General features: G+C 62.7%; 24 protein-coding genes. 17 read left to right on the top strand and 7 right to left on the bottom strand.

The window, feature by feature from the left end:
- Window positions 1–108 precede the first annotated feature (108 nt).
- Complete coding sequence (locus tag J2X24_RS17065; protein ID WP_209724301.1) at window positions 109–2,751, bottom strand: TonB-dependent receptor; 2,643 nt, start codon at window positions 2,749–2,751, stop codon at window positions 109–111.
- Window positions 2,752–3,148: 397 nt separating this feature from the next.
- Between J2X24_RS17065 and J2X24_RS17070 the strand changes: the two genes are divergently transcribed.
- From J2X24_RS17070 to nagA, 6 genes are all read left to right on the top strand, one after another.
- A complete protein-coding gene (locus tag J2X24_RS17070; protein WP_209724303.1) occupies window positions 3,149–4,426 on the top strand; it encodes a sugar MFS transporter in 1,278 nt (425 codons plus the stop codon).
- Between the two features lie 9 nt (window positions 4,427–4,435).
- The gene (locus J2X24_RS17075; protein WP_209724305.1) at window positions 4,436–5,365 is read left to right on the top strand and encodes a glucosamine kinase nucleotide-binding domain-containing protein; all 930 of its coding nucleotides are present in this window, start codon (window positions 4,436–4,438) and stop codon (window positions 5,363–5,365) included.
- Window positions 5,366–5,368: 3 nt separating this feature from the next.
- The gene (locus J2X24_RS17080; RefSeq protein WP_209724308.1) at window positions 5,369–6,169 is read left to right on the top strand and encodes a copper homeostasis protein CutC; all 801 of its coding nucleotides are present in this window, start codon (window positions 5,369–5,371) and stop codon (window positions 6,167–6,169) included.
- A gap of 48 nt (window positions 6,170–6,217) precedes the next feature.
- Window positions 6,218–6,958: a GntR family transcriptional regulator gene (locus tag J2X24_RS17085; protein WP_209724310.1), complete on the top strand. Its 741-nt coding sequence runs from the start codon at window positions 6,218–6,220 to the stop codon at window positions 6,956–6,958.
- A gap of 31 nt (window positions 6,959–6,989) precedes the next feature.
- Entirely contained in the window at window positions 6,990–8,057 is a 1,068-nt protein-coding gene (locus J2X24_RS17090; RefSeq protein WP_245344814.1) for an SIS domain-containing protein, read from the top strand.
- Between the two features lie 83 nt (window positions 8,058–8,140).
- Window positions 8,141–9,289, top strand: coding sequence for an N-acetylglucosamine-6-phosphate deacetylase (gene nagA, locus J2X24_RS17095; protein ID WP_209724312.1), 1,149 nt, complete (start codon window positions 8,141–8,143; stop codon window positions 9,287–9,289).
- A gap of 76 nt (window positions 9,290–9,365) precedes the next feature.
- Here the strand turns inward: nagA and J2X24_RS17100 are convergent, their stop codons facing one another.
- From J2X24_RS17100 to J2X24_RS17110, 3 genes are all read right to left on the bottom strand, one after another.
- Window positions 9,366–9,767 carry a DUF465 domain-containing protein gene (locus J2X24_RS17100; RefSeq protein WP_209724313.1) on the bottom strand — a complete coding sequence of 134 codons (402 nt, stop codon included), beginning with the start codon at window positions 9,765–9,767 and terminating at the stop codon, window positions 9,366–9,368.
- Between the two features lie 95 nt (window positions 9,768–9,862).
- A complete protein-coding gene (locus tag J2X24_RS17105; RefSeq protein WP_209724316.1) occupies window positions 9,863–10,336 on the bottom strand; it encodes a TIGR02444 family protein in 474 nt (157 codons plus the stop codon).
- The gene (locus J2X24_RS17110) at window positions 10,326–10,916 is read right to left on the bottom strand and encodes a UbiX family flavin prenyltransferase (RefSeq protein WP_209724318.1); all 591 of its coding nucleotides are present in this window, start codon (window positions 10,914–10,916) and stop codon (window positions 10,326–10,328) included. Before J2X24_RS17110 ends, J2X24_RS17105 begins: the two co-directional genes overlap by 11 nt.
- 165 nt (window positions 10,917–11,081) lie before the next feature.
- On the opposite strand from J2X24_RS17110, the gene J2X24_RS17115 reads away from it, so the two are divergent.
- The 5 genes from J2X24_RS17115 to J2X24_RS17135 all read left to right on the top strand — a co-directional run bounded on the left by J2X24_RS17115 (window position 11,082) and on the right by J2X24_RS17135 (window position 13,088).
- Window positions 11,082–11,282, top strand: coding sequence for a DUF465 domain-containing protein (locus J2X24_RS17115; protein ID WP_209724319.1), 201 nt, complete (start codon window positions 11,082–11,084; stop codon window positions 11,280–11,282).
- A 218-nt stretch (window positions 11,283–11,500) separates the two neighbouring features.
- Complete coding sequence (locus J2X24_RS17120) at window positions 11,501–11,686, top strand: hypothetical protein (RefSeq protein WP_209724321.1); 186 nt, start codon at window positions 11,501–11,503, stop codon at window positions 11,684–11,686.
- Window positions 11,687–11,765: 79 nt separating this feature from the next.
- The gene (locus J2X24_RS17125) at window positions 11,766–12,380 is read left to right on the top strand and encodes a sigma-70 family RNA polymerase sigma factor (RefSeq protein ID WP_209724324.1); all 615 of its coding nucleotides are present in this window, start codon (window positions 11,766–11,768) and stop codon (window positions 12,378–12,380) included.
- Window positions 12,373–12,669, top strand: a complete 297-nt coding sequence (locus J2X24_RS17130; RefSeq protein WP_209724326.1) for a hypothetical protein — start codon at window positions 12,373–12,375, stop codon at window positions 12,667–12,669. Before J2X24_RS17125 ends, J2X24_RS17130 begins: the two co-directional genes overlap by 8 nt.
- Complete coding sequence (locus J2X24_RS17135) at window positions 12,666–13,088, top strand: periplasmic heavy metal sensor (RefSeq protein WP_209724328.1); 423 nt, start codon at window positions 12,666–12,668, stop codon at window positions 13,086–13,088. Before J2X24_RS17130 ends, J2X24_RS17135 begins: the two co-directional genes overlap by 4 nt.
- Before the next feature lie 103 nt (window positions 13,089–13,191).
- On the opposite strand, the gene J2X24_RS17140 is transcribed toward J2X24_RS17135, so the two are convergent.
- Window positions 13,192–13,656 carry an Lrp/AsnC family transcriptional regulator gene (locus J2X24_RS17140; protein WP_209724330.1) on the bottom strand — a complete coding sequence of 155 codons (465 nt, stop codon included), beginning with the start codon at window positions 13,654–13,656 and terminating at the stop codon, window positions 13,192–13,194.
- A 109-nt stretch (window positions 13,657–13,765) separates the two neighbouring features.
- On the opposite strand from J2X24_RS17140, the gene ald reads away from it, so the two are divergent.
- Window positions 13,766–14,863 (top strand): alanine dehydrogenase, encoded by a 1,098-nt coding sequence (ald, locus tag J2X24_RS17145; protein WP_209724339.1) that lies wholly within the window; start codon window positions 13,766–13,768, stop codon window positions 14,861–14,863.
- Here the strand turns inward: ald and J2X24_RS17150 are convergent.
- Complete coding sequence (locus J2X24_RS17150) at window positions 14,860–15,726, bottom strand: tetratricopeptide repeat protein (protein ID WP_209724341.1); 867 nt, start codon at window positions 15,724–15,726, stop codon at window positions 14,860–14,862. The genes ald and J2X24_RS17150 overlap by 4 nt on opposite strands.
- Before the next feature lie 128 nt (window positions 15,727–15,854).
- Here J2X24_RS17150 and J2X24_RS17155 point away from each other — a divergent pair, with 128 nt between their 5' ends.
- Together J2X24_RS17155 and J2X24_RS17160 are read left to right on the top strand one after the other, a co-directional pair.
- On the top strand, window positions 15,855–16,349 hold the full coding sequence (locus J2X24_RS17155) for a GNAT family N-acetyltransferase (protein ID WP_209724342.1): 495 nt from the start codon (window positions 15,855–15,857) through the stop codon (window positions 16,347–16,349).
- 290 nt (window positions 16,350–16,639) lie between these two features.
- A complete protein-coding gene (locus J2X24_RS17160; RefSeq protein WP_209724344.1) occupies window positions 16,640–17,137 on the top strand; it encodes a GNAT family N-acetyltransferase in 498 nt (165 codons plus the stop codon).
- Here J2X24_RS17160 and J2X24_RS17165 read toward each other — a convergent pair whose 3' ends face one another.
- The gene (locus tag J2X24_RS17165; protein ID WP_209724346.1) at window positions 17,138–17,491 is read right to left on the bottom strand and encodes a CPBP family glutamic-type intramembrane protease; all 354 of its coding nucleotides are present in this window, start codon (window positions 17,489–17,491) and stop codon (window positions 17,138–17,140) included.
- Window positions 17,492–17,753: 262 nt separating this feature from the next.
- On the opposite strand from J2X24_RS17165, the gene J2X24_RS17170 reads away from it, so the two are divergent.
- From J2X24_RS17170 to J2X24_RS17180, 3 genes are read left to right on the top strand one after another with little or no spacing between them, the layout of a single operon-like run.
- Window positions 17,754–18,425, top strand: a complete 672-nt coding sequence (locus J2X24_RS17170; RefSeq protein WP_209724348.1) for a LemA family protein — start codon at window positions 17,754–17,756, stop codon at window positions 18,423–18,425.
- Between the two features lie 26 nt (window positions 18,426–18,451).
- Window positions 18,452–19,273 carry a TPM domain-containing protein gene (locus tag J2X24_RS17175; protein ID WP_209724350.1) on the top strand — a complete coding sequence of 274 codons (822 nt, stop codon included), beginning with the start codon at window positions 18,452–18,454 and terminating at the stop codon, window positions 19,271–19,273.
- 11 nt (window positions 19,274–19,284) lie between these two features.
- The gene (locus J2X24_RS17180) at window positions 19,285–19,980 is read left to right on the top strand and encodes a TPM domain-containing protein (RefSeq protein ID WP_209724352.1); all 696 of its coding nucleotides are present in this window, start codon (window positions 19,285–19,287) and stop codon (window positions 19,978–19,980) included.

Consider the following 19,980-nt stretch of genomic DNA (forward strand, 5'->3'; position numbering starts at 1 on the left):
GCTCCAGACAGACCGGCCGCGAAAGAGGGAAGCCGCCGGCAAACGGGAAGAAGACAAGGAAGCCGGGCCAAAGGTGCAACGCTCCGGCCCGGCTGACGCAGTTACAGGTTAGTACTTGAAGCGGGCGCCAACGTAGAAGGATTGCCCGTTGTCGTAGATGGCGCGCGGAATGTCCGGCGTACCGACGAAGTAGTAGAGGTTTTCACCCAGCAGGTTCTGGGCATCGAGCGTCAGAGCGACGTGTTCGTTCAGGTTATAGCTGAACGAACCGTCGAGCGTGCCGTAGTCGTCCTGCCACATGACCGTGCCGCGATCCTTGCCCGAGTTGAACTTGGAGCGGAAGTTGTAGGCCAGGCGCGTCGTGATCAGGTCGTTTTCGAAGTAACCCGTCAGGTTGAAGGTATTCTTCGAGTTGCCGTCCAACGGATCGCCGTTTTCGTACTTCGCATCAACATAGGTGTAGTTGAAGATGAAGCCGAAGCCGTAGGCCAGCGGCTGCTGCACGCTGAATTCGAAGCCCTTCGCCGTCGCCTTGCCGCCGTTGGCGGGTCCGGACATGGTGAACAGGGCGCCTTGCGGCGTCTGCTGCGTCGTGAAGAACTGCGTGAAGGTCTCGGTGGTGATGTAGTTGTCGATGTCGAGATTGAAGACACCGAACGACACCAGGGCTTCGGGCGCGTAGTACCATTCCGCGCCCAGATTAGTCTGCCATGCGCGGTAGGGTTCCAGGTTCGGGTTGCCGCCCGCCGTGCCGGTCAGGTTCGAGTCGACCAGCGAGAAGGCGCCGGCCAGCTGGGCATAGCCCGGACGCGTCATGACCTTAGCGGCGCCGGCGCGGATCAGGAAGGTATCCGACGCGGTGTAGACGAAGTTGGCGCTGGGGAGGTAGTCCCAGTATTCCTTGTCCGTCGTTTCCGAGCCCCACGAACCGAAGACGTTGGTGACCGACTTGACCGGCGCATTGGCCGACCACTGGGTCGAGGTCGTTTCGGTCTTGACGGCGCGCAGGCCGACATTGCCGCGCCAGTTGTCGCCGCCCAGCTTGGTCATGGCATAGTAGGCGCTTGTCTTTTCCTCGACGCTGAAGCTCAGCGGCGGATAGAAGGCGAAGGTGCGGCCGCCGTTGTTGCTGTCCAGATAGTCGTAGACGGCGTCGGCGTCGGCATAGGAGTAGCCGGGAATGTTGCCGATATCGTCGGCGTAGTTGTCCGGCGTCACGCCACCCTTGAAGACCGAACCGAGATCGGCAACCGAAGCGCCGCTGTTGGCGCCGTTACCACCCCAGGCATAGGCCAGGTAGTCGAGGACGCGGCTGTGGTCGGTATAGCGCGCGCCAAACTGGATCGACTTGAAGATGCCGCTGTTCAGGTCATACTTGAAGTCGAGCTTGGCGTAGGCTTCCTTGTCCGGCGACTTGATGGTGCCGCCCCACGACCAGCTGAACTTGTTGTTCAGGTAGGCGGCCGAGGTCGGATCGGTCGGCAGGCCGGCAAAGGCGACATTGGTCACCTTGCCGAGCGTGTAGCTGGCGCCGACATTGTCCCAATAGGTTTCCCACGCGGCGGTGTCGTCGGTGACGCCTTCGCCCGAGGTGAAACCCAGTTGCGCGTCCATCGAGAAGCTGTCGGTGAAGTCATAGCCGATATCGAGGTTCAGGACGTAGGTGCTGGAGTGCGCCTTGCGGAAGATGTCGTCCTGGACGATGGCGCCGCCGGCGGCCGCGGCGTCAGCCGCATCCCAGGTGGCCGACGTCACAAAGCCGTCCTTGGTGGTGTAGCTGTTCGGCGTCTGGCCCGACAACTTGGAGCCCCACAGCATGAAGTTGTGGTTTTCGTTGTCGGCTTCCAGGTGCGTGTAGAGCCCCGAGAAGGCCAGGTCGAGCTTGTCCGACTTCCACTGCATCATGAAGTTGGCGCCCTTGCGGACGCGTTCCTGCGTGAAGTAGGCCGAGCCGATCAGCGACGGCACCAGCAGGGTCTGGCCCGAGCCGGCAAAGTTGGCGACCGAAGCGTAGCCCAGGACTTCCTGGCCGTCGCGACGGAACTGGCGCTTTTCATAGTAGCCGCCGATCAGGAAACCGAAGTCTTTATTGTCGTTCTTCCACGAATACATGCCCGATACGTTGGGCGTCCATTCCTCGGCCAGGGTGGCGTAAAGCGCCTGGGCCGAGAAGTTCAGCTGGCCGGCCTTCAGGTCCAGTGGCTTGCGGACGTGAACGTCGACCGTACCGCCGATGCCGCCTTCGGGCAGGTCGGCCGACGAGGCCTTGATGACTTCGACCGTGCCGACGACTTCCGACGGCAGCATGGTGTAGTTGAAGGAACGGCCGCCATTGGTCTGATCCAGCACGAACCAGTCGCCGGTCGCGACATTGTGGCCGTCCATCAGGGTCAGGTTCAGCGTCGGATCGGTGCCGCGGATCGAGATGCGCTCGTTTTCACCGAAGCCGCCGGCATTGGCCGAGCCGGTGACGACGTTGACGCCGGTGGCGCGCGCCAGGCTGTCAGCGACGTTCTTGTCGGGGAATTTGCCGATGTCTTCGGCCGTGATGATTTCAGACACGCGGTCCGAGTTGCGCTTCTGCTTCAGAGCGCTTTGCAGCGACTTGCGGATGCCGGTGACAACGACCGTATCGGCGTCGGAGGCCGCGGCGTCCTGGGCCTGGGCCACGGACACGCCGGCGCCCATCGACAGGCCCAATGCCATCGATGCCACGGCGCTTGTCATAAGGATATGACGCTTGAATTTCATATGATGCTTTCCCTAATTGTGCTCGCCTGCGGCATAGGCCAGCCCAAACCCGATTTTGTTTGCCGCATTACTCTGCTCGAAAGGCACCAGAGCGGACCATAACAATACCACATGGAACCATTAAAGTACCTATCTTGGGACCTGACGCTAACTTTGGATTTAAAAAAGTGTCAACTTTAATTTTTCGCTGCAGCGCGAAAGTGTCAAATCCCAAAAGCCTTGTGATAATAATGTCGCGAGAAAGGCATTCGCCGCCTATTAAATTAAGGAAATAACATTAATTTGGCGGATTAGGACGGCTAATGGTAGATTCTGCATTACGTCGATTGCAATTTGGATTTAAATAAGCCATACCACTTATGCCAATTGGTATTATAACGGGGGAGGAACCACACCCATGCCAGTGACACCGTCCACAACCGCATCCGGCGCAGCGCCGCAAAAGACGCCCTGGGGCGCCGTGCTGCTGTTCTGCCTGCTGTTCTTTATCTTCGGCTTCGTGACGTGGCTGAACGGCCCGCTGATCACCTTCGCGCAGGTCGCCTTCAATGTCAGCGACAGCGTGGCGCTGCTGGTCCCATCGGTCTTCTACCTGTCCTATTTCTTTCTTTCGATCCCGGCCGCCCTTCTTCTTAAGAAGACCGGTATGAAACGCGGCATGGCCGTGGGCCTGGTCGTCATGGCGATCGGCGCCGCCTGCTTCGCGCAATTCGCTTCCGGGCGTCATTTCCCCGGCACGCTGACCAGCCTCTTTGTTATCGGCGGCGGCCTTTCCATTCTTCAGACCGCGTCCAACCCCTATATCTCGGTGCTCGGTCCGATCGACAGCGCCGCCCAGCGCATTGCCGTGCTCGGCATGTTCAACAAGGGCGCGGGCTTCCTGGCGCCGATCGTCGTCGGTACGCTTATTCTGCATGGCATCGGCGACCTGGCGGCCCAGGTCGAAAGCGCCGCTGACCCGGCCGCGCGCGACGCGATTCTCACCGCCTTCGCCGCGCGCATCCACATGCCTTACCTGGGCATGGCAGCCTTCCTGGTCGCCCTGGCCGTCTTTGTCTGGTTCTCGCCCCTGCCGGCGCTCGGCGACGACGCCAACCCCGATTCGGGCAAGGGCTCCGGCGCCGCCATCCTGCAGATGCTTTTCGGCTTCCTGGCCATCTTCTTCTATGTCGGCGCCGAAGTCATGGCGGGCGATGCCATCACCACCTATGGAAACAGTTTCGGCCTGCCGCTGGATGTGACCAAGTATTTCACCTCGGCCACCCTGGTTGCCATGATCGTTGGTTACATCGTCGGCCTGATCACCATTCCGCGCTTCATCAGCCAGGAAAAATACCTGACCTGGTCAGCCATCCTCGGCATCGTCCTGACGGTCGGCGCCTTCCTGACCAAGGGCTATGTCAGCGTCGGCTTCGTCGCCGCGCTCGGCTTCGCCAACGCCATGATGTGGCCGGCCATCTTCCCGCTGGGCATCAAGGGCCTGGGCAAGCTGACGGAACTGGGTTCGGCCTTCCTGGTCATGGGCATCGCCGGCGGCGGCGTCATCATGTCGCTCTACGGCGTCCTGAAGCAGCACTATGACTTCCAGCTCGTCTTCATGGCGCTGATGGTGCCCTGCTACGCCTATATCCTGTTCTTCAGCCTGTTCGCCGGCGCGCAGGGCAAGAAAGCCTAAGGTTGGTTCATGTCTGTCCTTCCAAATACTCCCAAGCCCTTGCTCTTTGCCGGCGTCGACGGCGGCGGCACCCACTGCCGTGTCCGTCTGCGCGACGCCAGCGGACGCCTGCTGGGCCAGGCTGAAGGCGGCCCGGGCAATATCCGGCTGGGCCTGAACCTGGTGTGGACCAATATCCTGGCCGCGCTCGACCAGGCGCTGAGCCAGGCCAACCAGCCGTCAGTATCGTGGGACCGGATCAGCATCGGCCTGGGACTTGCGGGAATCGCTGACGCGTCAGACGTGGAAAAGACCATCAAGGCGGGGCCGCGCTTCGCCCGCATCGACGCTGCGACAGATGCCCACACGGCGTGCCTCGGCGCATTTTCGGGACGGGACGGCGGTCTTCTGATCGCCGGCACCGGATCGGCTGCCTATGCCTGGGTCGGTGGCCGCGGTCACCCGGTCGGCGGCTGGGGTTTTGAAGTCGGAGATGATGGCTCGGCCGCGTCGCTGGGCCGCGAGGCCATCCGCGCCGCGTTGCACGCCTGGGACGGTCTTGGGCCCTCCACCCACTTTACCCGCGCCGTCATCGCGCATTTTGGCGGCCATCCGGCGGACATCGTCCATTGGGTAACGACCGCCAAGCCGCGTGATTTCGGCCAGTTGGCACCGCTGACCATGCTCCATGCCGACGAAGGCGATTCGGTCGCCGTCGCACTGGTCGAGCAGTCGTCGCAGCACCTCGGCCGCTATATCCACCGCCTCAATGAGCTCGGCTGCGCCAAGGTCTGCCTGGTCGGCGGCATGGCCAAGCCGATGGCGCCCTGGCTAGCGCCGTGGACCGCGTCCATCCTGGCTGAACCGGAACTGGACGCGCTGGATGGCGCCATCCTTATGGCCCACGGCCATGAGAACGGCATCGGCAACGGCCTGACCCCGCTACCGGTGGAGGTCTGAGCCGTGGACACCGCCCGCCCGCCCCAAAAGCATCTGACCTCGCGTATCCTGTTCGAACTGGTTGCCGATACGGCCGCCGGCGTGCGCGCGGGTGTATCGGGCGGCGCCGACCGGATCGAACTGTGTTCCGCCCTGGCGATCGGCGGCGTCACGCCGTCGGTCGGACTGATGCAGTTGGCTGTGGATTGCGGTGTGCCCACGCGCGTCATGATCCGTCCGCGCGGCGGCGATTTCACCTACAGCGCCGATGAGGTCGACGCCATGCGCGCCGATATCGATATCGCCCTTCAATTCGGCCTTGCCGGGGTGGTCTTTGGCGCCAACCACGCATCGGGCGAGCTTGACGAAGAGACCTTGCGCATCCTGTGCGACCATTCCGCCGGCCTTGAAACCGCCATCCACCGCAGCTTCGACCTCGTGCCAGATCAGGCCGCGGCACTCGAAACCGTTATAGGCCTTGGCATGAAGACCATTCTCACCGCCGGCGGCGCGCGTACGGCGCGCGACGGCACGGACGGGTTGAAAGCCCTGGTGACCCAGGCGGCGGGCCGGATCGAAATCCTGGCGGGCATCGGTGTTACGCCGGACAATGTCGCCGACATCGTGCGTTTAAGCGGCGTGCGCAGCGTCCACGCCTCGTGCGCCACACCCGCCTTTGCGGCCACGACGGCGGCGAACGCCCGTGACTGGCTGGACCAGCAGTTGCGCGCAGGCCAGCGCGATACTGACGAAAACCTTATCAAGGCTATGCGCGGCGCGCTGGAATCGATAGAAACGACGTTACGTCAAGGTGGCCGCCAATGAGCTGCCTGACCGGGAAGACCACCAATCCAGAAAACATGGGAACGCCTGATGTCCTTTGCTGAATCCGTTGGCCGCCTGGCCAAGGACGACCCCTCTCCCCTGTACCTGCAATTGCAGCGCGTCCTGCGTGAGGCCATCCAGAGCCGCCAGTTGCATCAGGACGACGCCATTCCGCCGGAACGCGACCTGGCCGAGGACTTCGACGTGTCGCGCATCACCGTGCGCAAGGCGATCGACGGCCTGGTCACCGAAGGCCTGCTGACGCGCCGTCGCGGCGCTGGTACCTTCGTCGCCAGCCGCGTCGAAAAGAGCTTCTCGAAACTGTCCTCCTTCTCCGAAGACATGATGTCGCGCGGCCGCAAGCCCCATTCAGAATGGGTGTCGAAATCGGCGGGCGCCGTCACACCGGAAGAATCGCTGTCGCTGGGCCTGTCGCCCGGCGCTCTGGTCTATCGCTTCCACCGCCTTCGCTATGCCGACGGCCAGACCATGGCGCTCGAATATTCGACCATTCCGGGCTACTGCCTGCCGTCAGTCGAAATGGTCGGCGCCTCGCTCTATGAGGCGCTGGAAAAGACCGGTCACCGCCCCGTCCGCGCCCTGCAACGCCTGCGCGCCGTCAACTTCTCCGTCGACCAGGCCGAACGTCTGGGCATCAAGCCTGGCGACGCCGGCCTGTTCATCGAACGCCGCGGATTCCTGGCTGACGGCCGCGCGGCCGAATTCACCCAATCCTACTACCGGGGGGATGCCTACGACGTCGTCGCCGAATTGAACGACCTCGGCTGAGCCCCCATCTACGCCTCCAAGGAAATAAAAAATGCCACACGATGACGCCATGTTGAAGCCCTCCACGTTGAAGCCTGAGGCCACGCTGATGTTCGCCGAAAGCGCCGAAGCCGGCGACGCGGCGCAGCGTTTCCTGACGCACAATCGCGAAACGCTCAAGCGCATCGCGACGCGCCTCAAGGCCCAGCCGCCGCGTTCGGTGACGACCTGCGCGCGCGGATCGTCGGACCACGCCGCCACCTTCGGCAAGTACCTGATCGAGACCCTTACGGGCGTGCCGACCTCCTCGGCCGCACTGTCGGTGGCGTCCATCTATGCCGCGCCCGTGGTGGCCAGCGACTCACTGTGCATCGCCATTTCCCAGTCAGGCCGCTCGCCCGACCTGCTGTCGACGGTCGAGGCGCACAAGAAGTCGGGCGCCTTCGTCATCGCGCTGGTCAATGACGAGGAAAGCCCGCTGGCGGCGCTGGCCGATGAGCTGCTGCCGCTGAAGGCCGGTCCGGAAAAGTCGGTCGCCGCCACCAAGAGCTATATCGTCTCGCTGGTCGGCCTGGCCGCCATCGTCGCCGCCTGGGCCGGTGACGAGGCTTTGAGCGACGCCTTGCCGGCCCTGCCTGAACAGCTCAAGGCCGCTTTCGCGCTCGACTGGACGCCCGCCCTGCCCGCCCTCACCGACGCGCGTAACCTGTTTGTCATCGGCCGGGGCTATGGTTTTGCCGTCGCCCAGGAAGCGGCGCTGAAACTGAAGGAGACGTGCGCGCTGCACGCCGAGGGCTTCTCGTCGGCTGAGGTCCGCCACGGCCCGATGGCCATCGTCAATGACGGCTTCCCGGTCCTGGCGTTTACGACTTCGGACATCGCCGGCGAAGGCGTGCGTGAAGTCGCCGCCGAATTCGTGTCGCGTGGCGCCAAGGTCATGCTGGCCAGTGGCGCGGCGCTGGACGGCGCCATCCACCTGCCGGCGCTCTCTACCGAGCCGGCGCTGGAGCCAATTCTGCAGATCCAAAGCTTTTATCGCCTTGCCAACAGCCTGTCGGTGGCGCGCGGCCTCGATCCGGACAGCCCGCCGCACCTCAACAAGGTCACAAAGACCCTTTAATTTTAGGGTGTCCGTCTTTCATCGGACACCATTCGCACTTTCAAAAGGCCGTGGCACCGGCGGTGCCGCCGACCAGGACCAAGATGAAAAAGACCGTATTCAACAACGCGCAGATCGTTACGCCTTCGGGCATTATCCAGGGCGCCCTCGTCTGCGAAGGCGAGACCATCGCGCAGATCCTGCCGGGGGAGACCGGACACGGCGGCGATACGGTCGACGTCCGCGGCGGCTACCTGCTGCCCGGCTTCATCGACACCCAGGTCAATGGCGGCGGCGGCGCCCTGTTCAACGATGACACCCATGTCGACGGCATCGCCGCCATCGGCCGGGCGCACCGTCCCTACGGCACCACCGGCTATCTGCCGACCCTGATCAGCGACGAACTGAGCGTCATCGACCGCGCCATGCGCGCCGTCGAGGCCGCTGTCGAACAGGGCGTGCCGGGCGTGCTCGGCATCCATATCGAAGGCCCGTTCATTTCAAAGGAACGCAAGGGCATCCACAATCCAGACCTGTTCCGGACGCTGGACGCCGAATCGAAGGCGCTGCTGAAGAGCCTGAAGCGCGGCAAGACCATGGTCACCCTGGCGCCCGAACGTTGCGCGCCCGAGGACATCGCCGAACTGCGCGCCGCCGGCGTCATCATCGCGGCCGGCCACACCAATGCGACCTATGCCCAGACGGTCGAGGCGCTGAACGCCGGCGTCACCGGCTTTACGCACCTGTTCAACGCCATGTCGCCCATGTTGCACCGCGCCCCGGGCGTCGTTGGTGCGGCGTTAGAGAACCTCGACAACTTCTCGGGGCTGATCATGGACGGCCACCATGTTGACTGGCCGGTGCTGAAGGTGGCCTTGCGGACCCGCCCGGCCAACCGCTTCATGCTGGTGACCGACGCCATGCCGACCGTCGGATCCACGACTAAGACCTTTGTGCTCAACGGCCAGGCCATTCACGTCGAAAACGGTGTCTGCGTCGGACCTGACGGGACCCTGGCGGGGTCGGACCTCGACATGGTCACGGCGGTGCGCAATGCCGTCCACCTGGCCGGCGCTTCGCTCGTCGACGCGGCGATCATGGCGGCGACGGCGCCGGCGGAGTTCCTGGGGCTTTGCGCGGCGCGCGGCAGCCTGACCGTCGGCCAGCGCGCCGATATTGTCTGGCTGGACAAGGATCTGGCAATTCAGGGCACCTTCATCGGCGCCAGTGTGGACGAGGCTGTGGCCGCTTAAACGCCAAACCTGAATGCAAAGGCCCGCCGGTTGCGAAGACCGGCGGGCTTTTTGATGCCTCTGTAAAGGTCTATCGCTAAGCGATTATATCCGGATTGATCTTGTCTTCGATCGTCGAAAGCCTGTCGCGCACGGCCAGCTTCTTGCGCTTCAGGCGGGCGATGAGAATCTGGTCGGGTTGCGGCACGGCCTCCAGCGCCAGGATCGATTCGTCGAGATCCTTGTGTTCCTGCTTCAGTAGCGCGGCCTGGCTGCGCAGCGCCACGGTTTCGGCGCTGATTGGCAACTCACGGACCGTGGGGTCCATATCGTCTGGCTGGGCCAGTTCGATATTGGGCACCAGGCCCAGGACCGGCTCACCGTCACGGCGTTGCGCCACACGTCTTTCCACATCGCCCTTGCCCACATCCCCCTCGGTCTTGATCAGATGCAGGCCGTCACCTGCGCGCAAGCTGCGGATGTTGCTGTCGTCGTGCATGAGAAAGACGACTCCTCTCTGCCCTAAGGGGTTGACGTATAAGGACATAATGGACGCCCAAAGGCGCCCGGAACCCCGCCATCATAACGCAAAAATCACGCCTTGGTAAGGGCCTCGGCAAGACGGTTAAGCCTCTCTTTTGGCACATTCGCCGCCCATGCGCGCGCCACGGCCACAAGCGCCTCATCAGTTCTTTGTTTTAAATAAGGTTTTTCTTGAGACACGTCGCTCAACCGACGCATGAGCGCACGTTCCGCTTCCAGTTCCATCCCTTTTATTTTTTCACGCAGCGGCAGACGCAGGGCCTCATCGCCCTCTTCCAGCGGCGTTTTCAGGCGGCGGCGCACCTGCCGCAAGGGGGCTATGACCTCATCGGCCCAGATGCGGGCGATTCCCGCCGCCTTCACGGCCTCCGGCGCATCGATGCCGCGCCCCTCATGCGCCCGCCACGCCGCCCACAGCAGCAGCGGCACGCATTGATCGTGATCGTCCTGAAGCACAAGGCAGGCCTCGGCCACCTCATTGCGACCATAGACACTCACCGCCCAGTCCCAGAGGTCAGTCGTCAAGGCTGATGTCCTCGCCCCAGCGCTTCATGCCGGTCTCGATGCCGAACAGGTCGAGCGCGCGCGCGACACTCTGGTCGATGACTTCGTCGAGGCTCTGCGGCCGCGTATAGAAGGCCGGCATGGGCGGGGCGACGATGGCGCCCATCTCGGTCACCGCCGCCATGGTGCGCAAATGTCCAAGGTGCAGCGGGCTTTCGCGCACCATCAGCACCAGGCGCCGGCGCTCCTTGAGGCAGACATCGGCGGCGCGGCTGATCAGCGACGAGGTCACGCCGGTGGCGATCTCGCTCATCGAACGGATCGAGCACGGCGCGATCAGCATGCCCAGCGTCCTGAACGAGCCCGAGGCGATCGAGGCGCCGATATCGGCGGACTTGTGCACCACATCGGCCAAGGCATGAACTTCGGCCAGGGTCAGGTCGGTTTCAGCCGTCAGGGACAGGCTTGCCGCCTTGGAAACGACCAGGTGCGACTCGATCCTTGCACGGCGCAACATCTCAAGCGCCCGGATACCGTAGATGGCGCCGGAGGCACCGCTAATCGCAACAGTAAGTCTTTGTGTTACTTTATTTTCTGTCATGGTTTTTATGCAGGCTACGGACAATTCGCATTTAAGCTTTGTCTAACCAAGTTTCTCTCGTTTCCGTGATGCTTATGTAACTCAAAGTGATTCTACATTCCCCGTTTACGGGTGTTCCATAGTCACGCCGGACGCGGTGTCCGGCGTGAAGCGAAGGATAACCTAATGACCATTGAAGCGAGAGTGCGCGAACTCGACCAACGTCATCAATCCCTCAAATCCATCATAGCCCGCGAAGAGCGTTCGCCCTCCGTGGACTCCTTATACCTCGGCGAGCTTAAGAGAAAGAAGCTCAAGCTGAAGGAAGAAATCGAGCGTATCAAGTCGCTCATGCGACAGGAAGTCGTGGAGCCGACGCTACAGTGACGCTCATCCAAGCCTAATCAAGGCCCGGACGACCGCCTGCAGGGTGGAGACCGGGACTTCGAAAACCCCCGAAAGCTGGGCTTTCGGGAGTTTTTCATTGCCGTGAGAGGCAGCGAAAAAATTTTTGTCTGTTCGAGGGGGAACCGCCGAAAGCGTGCGTATCAGAGACAGGCGGACAATGATCCCCGCCTGTTCTGGCACCCTAAGGAACACAGCTCATGACCTCGAAAACTCTGATCGCCGCCCCCCTGTTCGTCGCCGCCGCGCTTCTGGCCGGCAGCGTCGTTGCCGCGCCGGCGGCGTCGCCGGCCACCAAGGCCCCCGCCGCCTCGACAACGGCAAAGCCGGCCAAGGCGCACAAGCACCACAAGAAGGCTGAAAAGCCCGCGAACAAGCCGGCCTAATTCCGCCACAGGCGGAGTGCAAACCTGCGTGGCGTGGTCTCCCGGTCTACCCCAAGCGCCACGCAGGTTGTGTTTCCCGATGCCCCAGGCTGTCCGCGCTTTTCCTGACCTGTTCCGGCTTCCGGCACGTGCCGCGACCGTCACCAGCACGGTTTCGCCGTCCGATGCCGACCTGATGGCCCGCGTGGCCCGCGGAGATGCCCTGGCCTTCCGGCTGCTGGCTGGCCGCCATATGGCTAAGGGCCATGCCATAGCCTTTCGCATCACCCACAATCGTGAGGACGCCGAAGAGGCCGTCCAGGACGGCCTGTCGAAGGTGTGGCGCAACGCTGCGCGTTTTGATGCCGGCCGTGCGGCCTTTTCCACCTGGTTCTACAGCATAATTGTCCGCTGTGCGCTCGACCGCATGCGCCGGCGCCCGCCCGACGCTGCGGATATCGACGACCTGGCCGAACAGCTGGCCGATGCGAAAGAAGGCAGCGACGCCGCCTGGATGCGCGGCTTTGAGGCCCGGCGCATCGCCACCGCGGTCGCCGCCCTGCCCGAACAGCAGAAGACGGCGGTCGTGCTGTGCTATTACGAAGACTTTACGCAGCCCGAGGCGGCGCGCATCATGTCTCTCAATCTCAAGCAAGTGGAAGGGCTGCTGTGTCGCGCCCGCAAGGCCCTGAAAGCGAGTTTAGGCGATGTCTGAAGACAACGAACTCAAGACGCGATTGCGGCAATGGCAAGTGCCCGGCATGGCTCCCGCCGCCGCCGATCGCATGCTGTCCGGCGCTTTGACCCTGCCTCAGGTGCGCCCGTGGCCGGAAAGGCTGATGGACGAACTGACGCGCGGTCTTTCGGACTGGCGTTATGGCCTGGGTTACAAGCTGGCGGCGGGCATGGCCTGCCTGCTGCTGGGCTTCGGGATGGGCGGCGTCCCGACAGACGCTCCCGTCAATGTCGCCGGAGTGGCGCTGATGGCGGACGCCGCGACATGAATAACCGCCTTGTTATCGGCGGCGTCATCGCCGTGCTAATCGCGCTCAATCTCGTTCAGGGCGCGGCCTTGCTGCGCATGCGGACACATAAGGTGGAGCCCGCCCCGGTTACGCTCACCGAACAACACATCCAGCAATTGCCCCAAGTCTCGCAGGACGCTGTCCGCCCCAGTCTGGAACAGGCGCGGCCCTTGCTGCATCAGCGCCTAAAGGAAGCGCATCAGGCAAGACGCGAGTTGGCGCACTATATCGCCAGCCCCAACTATAACCGCGCCGAAGCGAAAAAACGGTTCGAGGATCTGCGCGCCAAGACTAATGCCGCACAAGGCGTGGCCGAGGGCATGCTGCTCGACGCCGCCGACAAGCTGTCGCCGAAGGACCGCGCGCTAATTCTGAAAACGGTCGACGGGCGATCCTGAAGCATAATGACTTTAGATTGAGCTATTTGTTTAGCTCCGGAAATCCCCCTTCCGCAGCCAATCAAAAGCCAGGGGTTGTCTAAGAGTTATCTAGCGCGTGCCCTTAGCCCATCTTTACAGTGCGGATCGAAAACTGCGACACCAGCTTGGACACGCCCGGCATCGTCGACAGGACATCACGATGGACGTCCTCGTAGGACAGGCTTTCGCGCAGGACGATCTTGAGCAGATAGTCCGCCTCGCCCGACATCAGGTGGCATTCCTCGATGGCTGCGCAGGCGACCGCCGCCTTCTCGAACTTTTCAAAGGTCTCGCGGCGCTGGTCCTGCAGCGTGACGTGGACAAAGACCGTGCCCTGCTTGCCCTGGACATTCTCGGCGATGACGGCGCGATAGCCGGTGATGACGCCCTTCTGCTCGAGAATCTTGACGCGGCGATGAGCGGCCGACGGCGACAGGCCGACGGCTTCGCCGAGGTCGGCCGAGGTGGCGCGGGCGTCGCCGCGCAGGACCTTGATCAGTTCGCGGTCGAAAGAATCCAGATCGGAAAATTTATCACTGCCAGCCATGAAATTGAGAATATCTCCATGCGACCGCCGTGGCAAATCATTAAGTTTCGAAAATTTGCCACCAGAACCGGATTATAATTTCATTTTCAACCGGTTTGGAGCGACCGCCATGAAGATCAGCGTACCGAAGGAAATCAAGACCCACGAGTACCGCGTCGGACTGGTCCCCAACTCCGTCGCGGAGCTGACGCGCCTTGGCCACATGGTTTTTGTCGAGCACGACGCCGGCGCCGCCATCGGCTTTTCCGACGCCGACTATATCGCCGCCGGCGCGCACATTTGTCCCACGGCGGAGGAAACTTTCGCGGCCGGCGATCTGATCGTCAAGGTCAAGGAACCGCAACTGCCCGAATGCGCGCGGCTGAAACCGCATCAAACCCTTTTCACCTATCTGCATCTCGCCGCCGACAAGCCCCAGGCCGAAGCGCTGATGGCGTCGGGCGCCACCTGCATCGCCTATGAGACGGTCACGGAGGCCCAGGGCGGCCTGCCCCTGCTCAGGCCCATGTCCGAAGTCGCCGGCCGCATCTCGGTCCATGTCGGCGCGACCTATCTGCACAAGGCATTCGGCGGCCGTGGCGTGCTGATCGGCGGCGTGCCGGGCGTGGCGCCCGCAAAGGTCGTCATCATCGGTGGTGGTGTGTCCGGCATCAATGCCGCCCAGATGGCGGCAGGCATGCACGCCGATGTCACGGTCTTCGATGTCGATGCCCGCAAGCTGGTGGAGATCGACCAGATGTTCGGCGGTCGCGTCAAGACGGCCTATTCGTCGCGCGCCGCCCTGGCCCAGGCCGTTACGGAAGCCGACCTCGTCATCGGCGCGGTGCTGATCCCGGGCGCCGCCGCGCCCAAGCTGATCAGCCGCGCCATGCTGAAGACGATGAAAGCCGGCGCGGTGCTTGTCGACATCGCCATCGACCAGGGCGGTTGTTTCGAGACCTCGCATCCGACAACGCACCAGGATCCGATCTTCATCGTCGACGACATCGTGCATTACTGCGTCGCCAACATGCCCGGCGCCGTGGCGCGGACCTCGACGCTGGCGCTCAACAACGCCACCCTGCCCTTCGTGGTGAAGATGGCGCAGATGGGCGTGTCGGCGGCCCTGGCCGCCGATCCGCACCTGCGCGCAGGGCTGAACGTCTCGGCCGGTCAGATTACCTATAAGGCGGTCGCCGAGGCGCTAAACTTGCCATCGGCGGCCTAACCCGCGTTTCGCTCGGCCTGGGTCAGGTTGATTTCGGCGTCGGCCTGCGCCTGCCTGACCTCCTCGGGCGACAGGCGCGCCGAGATGGCGGCAACTTCGTCCGCCGTATCCCTGCCGTTCATGCCCGCCACTTCGTACCATATCAGCGCGGCGTTATCGTCTGCCTTAACGCCGATGCCCTTTTCATAAAGCCGGCCGAGTTCGACCTGGGCATCGACGATGTTCATCTCCGCGGCCCTCTGAACCAACCGCGCGCCTTTGGCTTCGTCCTTCGCCACGCCGTGACCGCGAATGTAAAGCATCCCGGTCATGAAGATCGCGAAGGAATGGGTGTTGTCGGCGGCCAGGCTGTAGAGGCGGAATGCCTCATTATAATCCTTTGCCACGCCCTTGCCTTCATAATAGGCCTCGGCCAGCAGGGTCTGGGAGTGGGTATAGTTCTGAGCGGCCGCCTTGCGGAACCATGGTACGGCCTTCGCCGGCGCCTCAGGCACGCCGTCACCGTAGAAAAGCACATAGCCATATTGGTTTTGCCCCTCGGCTGAGCCTTGCTCGGCCGCCTTCAGGTACCATTTCAGCGCCTCGCGGCCATCCGCCGTGACGCCTTCGCCATGGTGATAGCTGTAGCCGAGATAGACCTGGGCAGGCGCATAGCCCATCTCCGCGCTTTTCCTGAGATCGCCAAGCTCCGCCGGAGTTTCACCATCGCGCCCCTTGCAGAAGAGGTCCTTCGCGTCCGTCTCGCTCAGCTTTCCGGCGGGCCGGGCGTTACAGTAAGCCAGCGCCTGGTCGACCGTGTCGACGCGCTGGCCTTCGCAGGCCGCCAGCAGCAGGCACGTCATGGCCGCGATCCGTCGTTTCATTTCCCCTCCAAAGGCGCGAATAGGTCGGCTTTTAACGCAAAAACGGCCCTTACGTCTTGGAAATCAGTTCATTTGTCCCCATAGTGACAAAAAACAGGCCCTATAGAACAAGACACAGGGATCCGGACATGACGACATCGAGCGTCCGCAGAATTGGCGTCGACGAACTGGAAATCGTGCGCGAACTGGCGCTGGTTATCTGGCCGAAATGCTACCGCAACATCATTGGTCCCGATCGCGTGGACGCCATGCTGGCCGTCCTTTACGCCACCGACGCGCTTGAGCGCGAGATGCTGGAACAGGGCCATGTCTTCTGGGTCGTGCGCTACGGCGACGTCGATGTCGGCTATGCGTCCGCCTATCGCGACGGCGAACGGCTGTGGCTCAAGAAGCTGTATGTCCGTGACGATCACCGGGGACTTGGTCTTGGTAAGGCGCTCATCGCGGCCGCGCTGGCGCACTTCCAATCCCTGACCATCCAGGACATGGCGCTGTACGTCAATCGCGACAATACACCGGCGATCAACTACTATCTGCGTTCAGGCTTTCAGGTCGAGGCCGAGGTTCCGGTCACCATGGGCCCCTACGACTTTACCGACTATGTGATGCAGAAGGCAGTCTAGCTGCTCAGCGATTACTATTCTCGCGACGATTGGTTACCGCCTCTTAACGAAATTTCTTATCGTACCGGTAGTGCTGACCAGGCATTGCACGCGTTTCACTGCTCACAACTATCCGTCTCGCGTAAACAAACGCGTGACTTCGGCGCTCGTCGCCTGTCCGGCGACTCTCATCCATGGTAGATATTAATACGCTGTTAAACGCGGTTAACGCCGCCTTAACGGCTCAAGCCGGCACAGACCCGCGACGTCCTGACTTGCCCGTACTAACGTATAGACAACAGGGAGCCCAAATGCCCTATACGCCCCGTACCCGTCCGATCAGCCTTGCCGAACTCGATATTGTCCGCGACCTGGCCCTGCAGATCTGGCCGAAGTGCCACCACAATCTCATTCCTCCCGACCATATGGACGAGATGCTGACCAGTCAGTTTGATCTCGACGTCCTGGAACAGGATATGACCGAAAGCGGCCACATCTACTGGGTCGTCAGCATCGGCCAGACGGATGTCGGTTTCGCCGCCGCGCACATGGAAGACGGCCGCGTCTGGATCACCAAGCTCTACGTCCTGTCCGACTATCGCGGCCTGGGTCTCGGCAAGATTCTCATCCAGGCGGTTCAGGACTATTTCCTGCCCGCCCACGCCATGTCGGTCTGCGTGCACAAGGTGCAGGAGGCGGCAGTGGATTTCTGCCTGCATCATGGTTTCAATATCGACCGCGAAGTGCCTGTCAGCATCGGCGCCTACGGCTTTACCGACTATCTGATGCACAAGGACCTGCGCAACTGATTATCCGGCCTGGAGGCGGGCGAATCCCGGCCCGCCCAGCGCCGTCTGCCAGATAAAGACCGTCACGCCGTGCAGCAGGACCGCCGGCCACAGCGAGCCGGTGCGATAGCGCATGAGGGCGCACGCCGCCCCCAGCAATCCGGCGCAGACCAGAAAATCCAGCCGCAGGAAAAGATACGCCGCGCCGGGCAGAAAGGTCAGTGCCTCGACCAGATGCCATACGACGAAGGCCGCCCATCCGGCCAGCAACCACCACGGGTCATGGCCGCTCTCGCCGCGCGTGGGCGTCAAAAGGCCGCGAAAGATGAGTTCTTCGGTCACGGCCGGCACCAGCAGGATGGTGGCGAAACGCACCGGCCAGTCCGTAAAATCCGGCTGCCAGCGGGCAAGGCCCGAAAGGCCCGCGACGACGGCGATCCCCGCCAGCCCCACAGTGGAAACGACCGCGCACAGCCTTCAGCCCCCGGCGTCGGGCCATGTCCTGAGAGCTGAGATCAGGCGGTTAACCATTCCCCTTCCTAGGCTTTACAAAATGGGGTATGACCCACCATATCAGACTGATGCGGGGGGCGTATCATATGCTCTCTGTCAAAATAGGTCACAGAGGGAGTCCTAAATGATTTCGAAGCGCGTTGTCCGTCTCGTCGCCGGCCTTGCCGCCGGGGCTGCCCTGGCATTCGGTCTGGCCGGATGCGGCATGAACACCATCCCGACCAAGGAAGAAGCCGGTAAGGCGGCCTGGGGCGAGGTTCAGAACCAGTATCAGCGCCGCGCCGACCTGGTGCCGCAACTGGTCGCGAACGTCAAGGGCGCCGCGGCGCAAGAGCGCACGACGCTGACCGCAGTGGTCGAAGCCCGCGCCAAGGCCACCCAGATCACCGCCCAGGTCGATGCGTCGACCGTCAGCGATCCCGCCAAGTTCAAGGAATATCAGGCCGCCCAGGATGGCCTGTCGTCGGCGCTCGGCCGCCTGATGGTCATCCAGGAGCGCTATCCGGACCTGAAGTCGAACGCCGCCTTCATGTCGCTGCAAAGCCAGCTGGAAGGCACCGAGAACCGCATCGCCGTGGCGCGCCGCGATTACAACACCGCCGCCCAGGACTATAACACGTCCTTGCGTACCTTCCCGACCATCATCTGGGCCAAGACCATGTATGGTTCGTCCAAGCCGATGGAATATTTCGCCGCCGCGCCGGCCGCCGCCAACGCCCCGACCGTCGACTTCTCCGACATCGGCGCGCAACCGGCCCAACCGGCAGCGCCTGCCGCTCCAGCCTCGGCTCACTAAATCCATAAAAACAAGGCCACTCAGCCATGACGGCGTTTTCTATCCATAAAACCCGCCTGAACCGGGTGGCCTTGCCCTGGCTCGCGCTTATCGTCTTTGCGCTGGCATGGATCGCCACGGCAGCGCTGGCCGATCCGAAATTCCCCGACCACGGCGGCAAGCGCGTGGTCGACCAGGCCAATATCCTGTCGCCGGCCACCGAACAGGATCTCGAACTCAAGCTGAAGGGCCTGGAGGACACCACCACCGATCAGATGCTGGTGGTCACGGTCGACAGCCTGCAGGGCTACGAGATCGAGGAATATGGCTACAAGCTTGGCCGCCACTGGGGTGTGGGCCAAAGCGGCAAGGTCAAGGCTTCGACGGGCGAGACCTACAAGGACAACGGGCTGATCCTGCTGATCGCGCCCAACGAGCGCAAGGTGCGGATCGAGGTCGGCTACGGCCTGGAGCCAGTCATGACCGACGCCATGTCGCACATGATTATCCAGGGCGACATCCTGCCTAAGTTCAAGTCGGGCGACTATGACGGCGGCGTCGAAGCCGGCACGGACGCCGTCATCCAGCAGTTGTCGATCGATCGCAATGTCGCCATTCAAAAGGCGCAGGCGGCCGCCAACGTCCAGTCCGAACGCAGTGAACGCGGCGGCCTGCCGATCGGCGTTATCATCTTCATTATTATCATCTTCATCCTGTTCTCGCGCGGCTGGCTGCCGTGGTTCTTGCTGGGCAACGTCCTTGGTGGCGGTGGTGGCGGCGGCTGGAGTGGTGGCGGCGGCGGCTTCGGTGGAGGCTTCTCCGGCGGCGGCGGATCGTTCGGCGGCGGCGGATCGTCGGGTAGCTGGTAGGGGAAGCGGACATGTCACAGCTGAAAATCGACCACGCCCGCGTCAATGCGGCCATCGCCCAGGCGGAAGCCACGACCTCCGGCGAAATCACCTGCGTCGTCCGCGCCAAGGCTCTGGATTACAGCGCCACGCCAATCGGCTGGGCGGCAGCCCTGACGCTTCTGGCGCCGCTGGTGACCGCTGGCATGGGCCTGATGCCGCACGCCTGGCTCGAACCCCTGCTCAGCCGCGTGCTCGGCTGGCACAGCATCGGCGTCAGCGGCCAGTACGCCACGTGGGAGATGGCGCTGGGCCTGACCGCCCTGCAGGTCGTCGTGTTTGCTATTACTTGGGCAGTTATCAATTTCACGCCACTGAAGGTCTGGCTGACGCCCAAGGCGACACGCCTGAAAAAGGCGCACGAAAAGGCCATGGAGCAGTTTTATTCACGCGGTCTGCATCTGACCGCCGGCCGTACCGGCGTGATGATCTTCTGCGCTTTGGAAGAGCACTTCGTCGAGGTCATCGCCGACGAAGGTATCTATTCGAAGGTCGATAAGGCGTTGTGGAACGACACTGTGGCGGTGTTGCTCAAGCACATCAAGGCGGGCGACCTGACGACCGGCTTTGTCGAAGCGGTCGCCGCTTGCGGCGTGGCCCTGGCAGGACATTTCCCGCCGAATCCTAACAATCCGAATGAACTGCCCGACGTGTTGATCGAGATCTGA

It is taken from the genome of Asticcacaulis solisilvae (assembly GCF_017875235.1).
In the GTDB taxonomy this organism is placed as follows: Bacteria; Pseudomonadota; Alphaproteobacteria; order Caulobacterales; family Caulobacteraceae; genus Asticcacaulis; species Asticcacaulis solisilvae_A.